The sequence below is a fragment of the Kitasatospora sp. NPDC017646 genome (assembly GCF_044329365.1).
Taxonomy (GTDB): Bacteria; Actinomycetota; Actinomycetes; order Streptomycetales; family Streptomycetaceae; genus Kitasatospora.
In genome coordinates this window covers 1-10,958 of sequence record NZ_JBIRJC010000071.1, presented here as the reverse complement: position 1 = coordinate 10,958, position 10,958 = coordinate 1, and the positions used below count along the sequence as shown (strand labels likewise).

Here is a 10,958-nt window from a genome sequence, read left to right as displayed (position 1 = left end):
CCGCCGCCCCCGGCTGTGCCGGGGGCCCCCGCCCCCAACCCCGGGGGTTTGGGGGGCGGGGCCCCCCGGGGCGGCCCGAGCAGCGAACTGCCCGGGCGGCTCCTACAGTGACGGCGGATCACGGATCACCAGCCGACCCGGGAGCGGACCATGCGCGTGCAGTACCCGGGGACGCCGCACCCGCCCTGGTCGCCGGGCGCCGAGGTCGTCGCCACCCTCGAGCCGGACGGCGAGAACACCATCCCTGCCAGGCCCTACGCCTCGGGCAGCGGCCGGACGGTCAGGTGGTAGTCCTGAAGGATGCGGCCGCTGTCGTCCAGCACGAGGAAGACCCGGGCCGCGAAAGCCACCTCGTCGACCTGGGCGCCCTTGGCGTACGTCAGCTGGATGGTGAACATGACGACGTCGTCGTGAACGCTGACGCGGTGGTCGTAGGTGACGCGGTGGTCGCCGGTGGCGACGAACAGCCCGTACGCCTCGGCGACCCGGTCCACCAGGCCGGCGTGGCCGCGGAACTGAGCGCCTTCGACGAACTCGACGCCGTCCGGAACCCACAGCTCGGCGACGGCGCGCTCGCGTGCGGCCGGGTCCGGCTCGCCCCACACGGCGACGTAGCGCTGCACGATCCGGTCGACGTCTATTGCGGTGGTCTGCGACATGGCGGGTCGACTCCCCTGCTCGGTAAGCGATCAACGGCCGTGCTCCGGCCGTGGCACCACACTCCCGGCGGCCGTCGCGGGAGGATCAAGGAGGGCACGCCGCCGAACTCTCCCGCTACGGGAGGCCGCACAATCGAGGGGTGACGAGCCACCTGTCGATCGGCGACTTCTCCCGCGCCACCCACATGACCGTCAAGACCCTGCGCCACTACCACGAGGTCGGACTGCTGGAACCCGCCGACGTCGATCCCCGGACCGGCTACCGCCGCTACTCGACCGAGCAGATCCCGACCGCCCAGGTCGTGCGCCGCTTCCGGGACCTCGGGATGCCGCTGGAGGAGATCAGGACCGTCCTGGCCGCCCCCGACGTCCCCACCCGCAACCAGCACATCAACGCGCACCTGCACCGGCTGGAGGAGGAGCTGGGCCGCACCCAGCGTGCGGTGGCGGCACTGCGCGACCTCCTGTCGCCGCCCGTCGCCGGGGACTCGCCCGCGATCGAGCTGCGCAGTGTCGGGGCGGTCCGGGCCGCGGCGGTCACGGCGACTGTCGATGCGCAGGACGTCGGAGCCTGGTTCCAGGGCGCCCTCGGCGAGTTGTTCGCGACCGTGGCGGGCCAGGCGCTGCGGGAGACCGGCCCAGCGGGCGGCGTGTACGCGGACGAGCTGTTCACGCTGCACCGGGGGCGGGCCACCGTCTTCGTCCCCTGCGACCGCCCCGTCCGGCCGGTCGGCCGGGTCACACCGCTGCTGGTCCCAGCGGTGGAGCTCGCCGTGATCGAGCACTGCGGGCCGCCCTCCGAGGTCGACCGCGCCTACGGCACGCTGGCCGCCTACGTCGCGCGCCACGCGCTCGCCGTCGACGGCCCGATCCGCGAGTACTACCCGGTCGGCCAACGCCACACGTCGGACAGCGCACTGTGGCGAACCGAAGTCTGTTGGCCGGTCTTCCGTACCGCCGTCGCCGACCCCGTGACCATCGCCCGCTGACCAGGCAGCGCCGGCGTGCTGGAACGCTGTCGGGTGAAGACTGCGCGGGGGCCGGGTGCTGCCGGTCTTCAGACGCCGTTTTCCGGTCAAGGACCCACCGGGCGTGGAAAACCACGGGACCAAGCGACGCTGGAAGTCGTGGGAGGCCGAATTCACCTGCCCCTGCTGCGGCGAAGGCTGGGCCCGCGACAAGCTCGAAGAGGTGGTCTTCATGCTTCCACCCCGAGCTGAGCGAGACGCCTTGCGTTTGGTCACCGACGACGAGGACTTCTCTCATCTGGAGCCGACCGACCAGGTCGTCGCCGCGGTCCCCGGCGGAGGAGGGCGGGCTCACTGGGCGGGTCAGTGTTGCGGTCGGGAGCGTTCGCTGAACAGGTCGGCGACCAGCGCGCGGGCGTAGGCCTCGTCGGTGTTCGGCATGGAGAAGACGACGCGGAAGTAGAGCGGGGCGACGATCCTGTCGAGCAGCCGTTCGAGTGGGGGCGGCGTTTCGCCGCGGACGCGGGAGGCCCCGAGGACCGTGTCGAGGCCGGCGGTGGCGCGTTGCAGGCATTCCCGGAGGCCGTCGCGGCGCTCGTCGATGTCGGGGGAGACCTCCGCCCGGAAGAACGCGATGCCGCCGGGGCGGGTCAGATCGGCCAGCGTCCGGATCGCGTAGGCCTCCAGGTCCGTACGGAGATCGCCGCTGGAGGGAGGTTGGACGTCGACCCCGGGCAGGGCCGCCACCTCGGCCAGCAGGGCCTGCAGCGTGCCCCAGCGCCGGTAGACGGTGGTGGGGTTGACCCCGGCGCGCTCGGCCACCGCGGGGATCGTCAGCTCGGCCGCGTCGCGCTCGCCGGCCAGCTCGGTGACGGCTTGGTGGACCGCGGCCTGGATGCGGGCGCTGCGGCCGCCGGGACGCTTGGCGGGGGTTTCGGCGTTCACGCCCCCAGCTTAAAGCAGATCCGATTGCTTTAGTGCTGGAAGGGCGTTACCGTCCCTAAAGCAAACCGATCTGCTTTAAGCAGCTCGTCGCCACCACCCCGGAGGGACTGCCATGACCACCACCGCCCACGACCTCGGCCGACGTTTCCACGCCGCACTCATCACCGGTGACTGGCCGGCCATCCGGTCCATGCTCCACGACGACGCCACCTGGACCCTGCCGGGCGACAACACCGTCAGCGGCACCGTCCTCGGCGCGGACGCCGTGATCGAGCGCGCCCGGAAGATCGCCTCCTACGGCGTCTCCTTCGAGCTCCTGCACGTCCTGGTCAGCCGCGAGAACATGGCCCTGTCGCTGCACAACACCGCCCAGCGCCCGGACGCGGTCCTGGACGAGCACCTGACCACCGTCTGCCGTCTGCGCGACGGCAGGATCACCGACATCGAGACCTACCTGTCCGACGTCCCCGGCATGAACGCCTTCTTCGTCTGACGAGGACCCAGGTCCCGAACGGGTCCTAGCGAACACCGGGGAATGGACCCGCGCGCGACCGATCTCACCGCCCGCCGCGGGATCCCCGCGCCGGTTGTGGCTCGTACGCAGGTGAACGGTCCGGACCGTGTGACGTCGAGCGTGCGAAGGTGCGGCGGTAAGCGGTGGGGGTGGTGTCCAGTGCGCGCCGGAAGTGCAGCCGCAGGTTGGCTGCCGTGCCCAGCCCGCAGTCCCGCGCCACCTGTTCCACCGACCGCTCCGTGGTTTCCAGCATTTCCCGCGCCCTGCCGAGCCGGGCGTTGAGTACCCACTGCAACGGGGTCGTGCCCGTCTCCTCGGTGAACCGGCGCATGAAGGTGCGCTGAGAGAGGCCCGCGTGCCGGGCGAGCACGCGCAGCGTGAGCGGCTCGCCGAGCCGTTGCAGGGCCCATCCCCGGGTACCGGAGAGCGACGCCTCACCGGCCACCGCGACGGGAGCCGGCACGTACTGGGCCTGCCCACCGTCTCGGTGCGGGGCGGCGACCAGACCGCGGGCGAGCTGGTTGGCCACCTCCGCGCCCAGGTCGCGGCGCACGATGTGCAGGCACAGGTCGATGCCGCAGCACACCCCGGCCGAGGTGAGCACGTCGCCCTCGTCGACGTAGAGCACGTCGCGGTCGACCGTGACGGCCGGAAAGCCCCGCTCGAACTCGTCGATGTGTTTCCAGTGGGTCGTGGCGTGCAGCCCGTCCAGCACGCCCGCCGCGGCCAGCGCGAAGGCGCCCGTGCAGATCGACACCACACGCTTGCCCCGGTCGCGGGCTTCGGCCAGTGCGACGAGCGCGGCTTCCGGCAACGGGAGGATCGGTTCGAATCCCGGCACGATCACGGTGTCGGCGGTACGCACCTGCTCCAGGCCCCCGTCAGCGACCAGGGCGAAACCCGCGGTGGTGGTCACCTTCTCGTCCAGCGCGCACAGGGTCATCCCGTAGGGGGTTTCCGGCCGGGTGGTGAAGATCTGCGCCGGGATCGCCAGGTCGAGCGGGGTGACCCCGTCCAGCGCCAGGACCGCGACTCGATGCACTGCCATGGCAAGATTCTATCGAAGTGTGGAAATTTTGCCTCTCACCAGGTCAGGGGGGTCGCGGCCAGGCTGAAGACATGACCGGACCTACCGACGAGGCGACCGCCGACCTGATCACGCTGCCCGGCACACCGCTTGCCGACGCCGTCGTGAACCTCATCCGGCCGGTGGAAACGCCGTCCGTCTTCAACCACAGCATCCGCAGTTACCTGTTCGCCCGGCTGGTGGCCGGCCGCCTCGGCCTGGCCGCCGGCCACGACTACCACGACGACCTGTTGTTCGCCGCGTGCGCGATGCACGACCTGGGCGTGGCGTCGGACGGCCCGCACCGTCAGCGGTTCGAGGTCGAAGGCGCTGACCGGGCCGCCTCATTCCTGACCGACCGCGGAGTATCCGCGGCCGACGCCGACCAGGTCTGGCAGGCCATCGCCCTGCACACCTCCCCGGGCATCGCGGAACGCCGCGGCACGCTGTGCCTGCTCGTCCGCGAGGGCGTCGCCCTCGATTTCGGCGGCCCAGTGGGCGCCGACCACGTCGACGCCGTCACCGACGAGCAGGCCGACGCCGTGCACGCCGCCTATCCGCGGCTGGACATGATCCGCTCACTCACCGACGCGATCGTCGCGCAGGCAGCGAAAGGCCCGAAGAACGCACCCCGGTACACGATCCCCGGCGAACTCCTCCGCGAACGCGAGACCTTCGGACGGACCAGGCTGGAGCACACCTGCCGTTCGTCCCGCTGGGGCAACTGACTCCGCGGAACCCACGACCCCGTCACCAAGGAAAGGGAAGCACCGCAATGACCGTCCACACCGTCGAGATCCCCGAGGACAACGCAGTCTTCGGGAAGACCACCAGCGCCTTCGCCAGCTTCGGCTATTCCGCCGCGGTCCGCGCGCGCGGCCTCTTGTTCATCGCCGGAACGATCGGTCGCCGCGCCGACGGAACCATCCCGGACACCATCGAGGAGCAGACCGAGATCGCCCTCCGGAAGATCGAAGAGATCCTCCGGCTGGAGAACCTCGACATGTCCACCCTCGTCGACGTCACCAGCTACCACGTCGACATCCGGCAGCACCTTCCCGGCTTCATCGAGGCCAAGCAGCGCCTCGTCGAACCCCCTTACCCGACCTGGACGATCATCGGGGTCAGCGGCCTCGCCAGCCCGGGACTCCTCGTCGAGATCCGTGCGACCGCCGCGTACCCCGACGCTGCCGCGAGGTCCGGTGTTCCCGCGGCGTACTGAGTCAGCGGTCGCTGCCGGGCATGGGCGTCAGGGCTCATGCCCGGCGTGCCGCACGGTCCGGTGTGTGGGAAGCAGGGCTTGTTCACAAGCCGCGCAAGGCGAGCTGGAGCGTGGCGGGGCGGTCCGGCCCGGCACCCGTGACAGCTACCGAAGGGTGACCCCCGGCGTGCTCGGTTCCCAGGGTCAGGACTGAAAGCCAAGCGATCTCGGACACGGGCGGCATCGAGGCCCTCCGAGCCACCGGAAACCCATTGGTCCTCCCAGCGCAAGGCCTCAAGCGGTTTCGCTCCTCGGCGATATCACTCCGTGTCAGCACCGGGCGGCGTCATCGCTGAACGACGAGCGGTGTCAGACCCCCGGCGGGTTCGGGACCACCGACACGCTCCTGCGGGCGTTCCGCCGCCAGCTCGGCACGACGCGACGGAGCACCGGCACCGGCGCCGGTTCCGGACCGTCCGGGGGTGGACGGACGACGGACGCCCGCGGTCCGGGGACCGCGGGCGTCCTGGGTACCTCAGCGGTGCCGCGTCAGCGGCGGGCGCCCCGACGGCGGGCGATCACCAGTGCGCCCCCGCCGACGGCGAGCAGCGCGGCGCCACCAGCGCCGTAGACGATCATCTGGCTGCTGTTGCCACCCGTGCTGGCCAGGGTGCTGGCCGGCGTGGTCGAGACCGGATTGGCGGTCGGCTTGCCGACCGGGCCGGTCGTGTCCGCCGGGGCGGACGGCGCCGGCACGGCGGGGGCGGTCGACGGGGTGCCGCTGGACGGCGTCCCGGTGGTGGCCGGCGCCGACGGCTTGGCGGTGGTGGAGGGCGAGGCGGTGGCGGTGGCCGAAGGCGTCGTCGTGGCGGTGGGCGTCCCGGTCGGGTGCGGGGTCGCGGTGGCCGTGGGCGACGCCGAGGAGGTCGGCACCGGGACGGTCGGCGTGCCGGTCGGGGTCGGCGCGCAGGCCTTGCCGCCGTTCCAGGCCGAGATCAGGTTGTCCGGGAAGACGCCGTCCGGGTACCTCGGCGCGGGGTTGGCGACGCCGTCGAACTTCTTGTCGCCGTTGTACAGGTCGATCTGGCCGTAGCACTTCGGCAGGTGCGCGGAGACGTCCAGGGTCGCCTGGCGGTTCCCGCTGCGCAGCGTCGTGGTCGCCCAGCCGAGGAAGGTCTGCTTGCCCGAGGTGGCCCAGGTCGGCCCTTCGGTGTCGTAGGAGGCCAGCGAGACCCGGTAGTCGCAGCCGTCCACGACGTCGCCGACCAGGCGGACCTGGATGACGCCGTGCGGCTGGGACATCCGGCCGTCGGAGATCCAGCTCTTGCCGCCGTCGACGGAGAACTGGACGTCGACGGTGCCGCACCCGTGCTCGGCCTGGGCCTGGGCGGTGCCGGCGGTGAGCAGCGGAGCGCCGACGGCTATGCCGAGGGCGGCGAGGGCCGGAAGGCTCCGGCGCAGGAGTTGGTGCACGAGGAAGCTCCCTAGGGGTTGTACATGGTTCGGGTGGGATCCACCCGCTCCCCCGGTGGCGATCCGGACGGACCGTCAACGGAACTGAGCGGACCTGAAACCGTGACCGTACCCGATGGCCCGACAGCCCCGGGCGCCAGGGCGTGAACCTGGCAGCGAGGCGGCCGTGGTCCCGCTCAGCGGACCGGTTCAGGAAGCTGCCGTTTCCCGGGTCGCTCGGGTCGCTGTTCCCGGTCCCGGTCGTCGTTCCGGGAGCCTGCCTCTCCCGTGTCCGGTTGGAGGGTTGTCCTGTGCCGCCGCCGTACGGTGCTGCGCCTCGCTTCGGGCCGCCGTTCTCTCGTCTGACGGGCCCGGGACGGGCTGTGCGATGGGCAGCGCCGGTCAAACCTCGCTGACAGCCGTCAAGCTTCGGTGTGACCGGGCAGATGCCTCGCGCGACCCATCGAGCTGGTGGGCAGTCGGCCGTCCGGCCGGCCTGGGCGAGGCCCCGTTCCGCTGGTCCTGGTCGCTGTCGTCCGAGTTCTGCGGGGTGGAGCTTGCCGGAGAGGGCGTTCAGCGGGCCAAGGAAGCGGACCCGGACGCCCGCCGACGGGCTGCGCGGACCGAGGACCCGGGAGGCCCGCCAGCCCTCCCAGGAGGCGCCGAGGTGCCGCGTGGAGGTCTGACCACCCGCCACTCGCCCTGGCATCAACGTCGCTGGCGTCCGGACCGGCGACGCTTCACGCGTTCCCGTAGACGGTTCGCGCCGACCAGGACGGATCGGAGGAACGGTATCGCTACCACCAGCAGGCACTGGGCGGTCGCCGCGATCGGCAGTCGCAGGAGGAACAGCCCGTAGGCACACGCCAAGGGCAGGACGAAGGACACCACTGCCACGCCACAGCCGATCCGCCTCAGTCCACGTGGGACCCCGCGGCCCGACTTGTCCGCCGCCCACCCCTTGAGTGCGAGGGCGAAGAAGGCGAGGACCAGTGCCACCACCTCCACGGCGGTCAGCACAACGGCCACCAGAACGTCGATCACCCACCGCGGCATCCGGCCATCCTCACGCTGACTCCCGGCACCGTCTTGAGTACGGGTACTCAATTCCGCGACCGTCGACCTGTGCAGAGGCCACCTGGGCCGGCCCGGTGGCCCCGTGTGGCACCAGCTCCGGCGCCCGGCCGCCAGGGTCGTCAGCCCGCAGGATCCGCAGGAGGAACTACCGTTCCTGCGGGCCACTGCGCTTGCGGAGGCCATCGAACGTGGGCCGGCCGCAGCAGTGGACCAGCGTCGCGGTGGATGCGGGAACATGCAGCCAAGACGCCGGACTTCCCCGAGTTCACGGAACTCAGTGGGTGACGAACGAGCGGAGCGGCTGGACGCCCCGGGCGGGAGCACTGCCCGCTGAGCCCGTCCCACCAGTCAGCGGCGGCCTGTGTCAGCGGCCCCGTGCCGTCGAGGAGTTCGCGGAGGATGTCCGCGTGGCGGCCGGTCTCTTCATCCCGCCGCCGAGCGATCACCGCCGGAAAGACCTCAGTGGCTGCGCTGATCAAGTACTTGCAGCGGCCGCATCATTTCGTTGTCCTCGTGGTCCAGAATGTGACAGTGCCAGACGTACCGTCCCGCGATGCCGAAACGAACCTTGACGCGGGTGATGTGACTCGGCAATGCGATCACGGTGTCCTTGTATCCGCCTTCCCCCGGTTGTGGGGGTGAGACTGCGCCGCCCGTGATCGCTCGGCGGTCGAGGACCTGGAATCCGATCTGATGGATGTGGACGGGGTGTGCGTCGCCGGTGAAGTTGTACAGTTCCCAGATTTCGGTTTCGCCCTTCACCGGCGTCTCGGTGACCGGGTCCGACCATGGGAGCGGGGTGGCTGAGCCACTCGGCGTGACTGTGCCGAGCATGTCCATCGTGGGCGCTCCGGTGAAGTACGCGGAGTCCTCTTCGTTGAGTGAAAGTTTCCGGACCGCCCGGCTCCCGGGAAGCGCCGGGACCGGAGGAAGCGCGAGCTGCGACGGCGGGACACTGGTGTCGGTGGAGGCAAGGGGGACGACAGTGAATTTCATGACCTGCCCCGTGGTCGTGATGTCCGCCGGCGTGAAGTCGGTGACCGGTGCGCCGCCGCCGTATGCCTCGTCCGGGCCTTCGTTGATCAAGTAGAGCTCGCTGCCAACCGGGGCGCCGGTGAAGTCGACGACCACGTCGGCGCGCTCCGCGGGGGCCAGTAGGAGTTGATCCAACTGGACCGGAGCCGGCAGGAATCCCTGGTCGTTCCCGATCTGCCAGAAGGGCAGTGCGGGGCTGACGGGACGGGGGGCCGTGGCGTCAGCAGCGATCTTCAGGATGAGAGTACGGGCGTTGCTCGCATTGAGGATGCGCAGGCGGTACCGCCGCGGTTCCACGTTGAGTACCGGCCAGGTGTTCCCGTTGACGACCATCGTGGTTCCGAAGAACTCCGGGTTCCAGATGGGTGAAACATCGGTACCGGGGATCCACGGACCGTCCGGCGGGGTGTCCCCGAAGTATCCGCGACTGCTGGGGAAGAACACCGACCCGTCCGCGTTGAAGGACTTGTCCTGAACCACCAGGGGGATTTCGTAGGGGTGGGCACCGTCTCGCTCGTCCCGCCCCGACGCCGGCCCGGGAAGCACTCCCGGGGGGAGATCGGCCGGTCCGCCTCGCAGCAGGTAGAAACCGGCAAGGCCCGCGTAGACATTCACCCGAGTCATGCCCAGGGTGTGATCGTGGTACCAGAGAGTCGTGGGACGCTGGTCATTGCCGTATGCGAACGTTGCCGATCCGGGGCGCCAGCGGACGCCGTAACGGTCACGGAACTGATCGGCGAACCGGTCGTAATAGGTACCTACACGAGCATAGTCACGGGGAATATCACGAGATGCCGGCAGGTACCAGGCTTCCGGGTATCCGTCACTTTCTTCCCTGCTGTACCCGCCGTGCAGATGGGTCACGATGGGCACCGGTCCCGTGTACGGCCCGGGGGTGGCCGAGAAGGTGGGCCGCGAATCACGTCCGACCCTTCCGCCAGGAGGGTTCGCCCAGTGCAGCGTGGGGTCCACAGCGCATAGATGGGGCAGATGGAAGCCGTGCGAGGTGACGAGGTCGTTGACCCATGTCACGGAGATCGGCTGATCCACACGGGCTTCGATGGTCAGGCCCGGCGTATGAAACGACTGCTCGTGGCCCACGGCTCCGTAACCCCAGATCGTGGTGGCCGGCATCCCGATCGGCAGGATCTGCTGTCGGAACTGACGGATCGCGATGCGGTAGGAGTCCCGGCCCGCGCTGGGCATCTTTCCGAGAAGGAACAGCGGCGTTCTGTACTTGGGTACGGACGACGGATCGAGCGCGCCTCCCGATAGCCGCGAAGGCTGGGGATGGCGCCGACCGTTTCGAAGAGCATCCGACGCGGATGAGGAATTGACCGCGTAGGCACGCCCGTCCGCAAGTGCGCCGACAAATCCCGCGGCGCCGACTGCCGCCACCGTGGTTCTGAGCAGCTCGCGTCGGCTCGGCAGAGAATGACCGGCGACATCAGCAGCATGCGAATTGCCCAGGGGGCCGTCATCCTTGATCACGCTCGAATGGTATGCGCACGTTCTGGAACGCGGCGTCATTTCTGTCAGTCGACATGCCCCACCCCTTAAAGTCTGATCGTTGGATTACTACTGCAGTGGCAGACCTCCCTTCCGGTGAGCGGTGCTGATCGCCCCGCGCATCGCTGAGCGATCGGCACCGATTCCAGAAGGGCCGGGCTGGATCCGGCCCTGGCATCACCCTGCTGTTTTCGGGCAGGGCATCACACTTCGCTCGCGGCGTCCGGGCGCCCAGGGGCCGATGGACCGTGGTGGCCCCCACTCCAACCAAGCCGGTCTCGGGAATCGACCCGAAGGGTCCGTACAACCGCGAGAGGGCCCGTGCCACGCGGATCGCGCGGGCACGGGCCCTCTCGGGTCATCCCAGTGGTCCCTGTCCGACCCCGGGGTGAGGGGAAGGGAGGTCAAGGTGGTGGCCGTGTTGCCGGGGCCGAGGGGGTCGGCTCAGTACCAGTGGTGGGTCTGCCAGAAGGCCCAGGCGGCGTTGGGGCTGCCGTAGCGGGTGTTCATGTAGTCCAGCGTCCACTTGATC

General features: G+C 70.1%; 10 protein-coding genes and 1 pseudogene. 4 read left to right on the top strand and 7 right to left on the bottom strand.

Annotated elements, in window-relative coordinates:
• Positions 1–254: 254 nt before the first annotated feature.
• Positions 255–659, bottom strand: a complete 405-nt coding sequence (locus tag ACH4J0_RS40725; RefSeq protein WP_396246250.1) for a nuclear transport factor 2 family protein — start codon at positions 657–659, stop codon at positions 255–257.
• 140 nt (positions 660–799) lie between these two features.
• On the opposite strand from ACH4J0_RS40725, the gene ACH4J0_RS40720 reads away from it, so the two are divergent.
• A complete protein-coding gene (locus ACH4J0_RS40720) occupies positions 800–1,648 on the top strand; it encodes a MerR family transcriptional regulator (protein ID WP_396246249.1) in 849 nt (282 codons plus the stop codon).
• Positions 1,649–1,990: 342 nt separating this feature from the next.
• On the opposite strand, the gene ACH4J0_RS40715 is transcribed toward ACH4J0_RS40720, so the two are convergent.
• On the bottom strand, positions 1,991–2,572 hold the full coding sequence (locus ACH4J0_RS40715) for a TetR/AcrR family transcriptional regulator (protein WP_396246248.1): 582 nt from the start codon (positions 2,570–2,572) through the stop codon (positions 1,991–1,993).
• Positions 2,573–2,684: 112 nt separating this feature from the next.
• On the opposite strand from ACH4J0_RS40715, the gene ACH4J0_RS40710 reads away from it, so the two are divergent.
• Positions 2,685–3,065, top strand: a complete 381-nt coding sequence (locus ACH4J0_RS40710) for a nuclear transport factor 2 family protein (protein ID WP_396246247.1) — start codon at positions 2,685–2,687, stop codon at positions 3,063–3,065.
• A gap of 64 nt (positions 3,066–3,129) precedes the next feature.
• Here the strand turns inward: ACH4J0_RS40710 and ACH4J0_RS40705 are convergent, their stop codons facing one another.
• Entirely contained in the window at positions 3,130–4,134 is a 1,005-nt protein-coding gene (locus ACH4J0_RS40705) for a GlxA family transcriptional regulator (protein WP_396246246.1), read from the bottom strand.
• A gap of 71 nt (positions 4,135–4,205) precedes the next feature.
• On the opposite strand from ACH4J0_RS40705, the gene ACH4J0_RS40700 reads away from it, so the two are divergent.
• Both ACH4J0_RS40700 and ACH4J0_RS40695 read left to right on the top strand, forming a co-directional pair.
• A complete protein-coding gene (locus ACH4J0_RS40700; protein ID WP_396246245.1) occupies positions 4,206–4,880 on the top strand; it encodes an HD domain-containing protein in 675 nt (224 codons plus the stop codon).
• A gap of 47 nt (positions 4,881–4,927) precedes the next feature.
• Complete coding sequence (locus tag ACH4J0_RS40695) at positions 4,928–5,374, top strand: Rid family hydrolase (protein WP_396246244.1); 447 nt, start codon at positions 4,928–4,930, stop codon at positions 5,372–5,374.
• A 528-nt stretch (positions 5,375–5,902) separates the two neighbouring features.
• On the opposite strand, the gene ACH4J0_RS40690 is transcribed toward ACH4J0_RS40695, so the two are convergent.
• From ACH4J0_RS40690 to ACH4J0_RS40675, 4 genes and pseudogenes are all read right to left on the bottom strand, one after another.
• On the bottom strand, positions 5,903–6,826 hold the full coding sequence (locus ACH4J0_RS40690; RefSeq protein ID WP_396246243.1) for a hypothetical protein: 924 nt from the start codon (positions 6,824–6,826) through the stop codon (positions 5,903–5,905).
• 687 nt (positions 6,827–7,513) lie between these two features.
• Positions 7,514–7,861, bottom strand: coding sequence for a hypothetical protein (locus ACH4J0_RS40685; RefSeq protein WP_396246242.1), 348 nt, complete (start codon positions 7,859–7,861; stop codon positions 7,514–7,516).
• Between the two features lie 480 nt (positions 7,862–8,341).
• Positions 8,342–10,408 (bottom strand): multicopper oxidase family protein, encoded by a 2,067-nt coding sequence (locus ACH4J0_RS40680; protein ID WP_396246241.1) that lies wholly within the window; start codon positions 10,406–10,408, stop codon positions 8,342–8,344.
• 462 nt (positions 10,409–10,870) lie between these two features.
• Positions 10,871–10,958: pseudogene (locus tag ACH4J0_RS40675) on the bottom strand (lytic transglycosylase domain-containing protein); the annotation flags it as partial.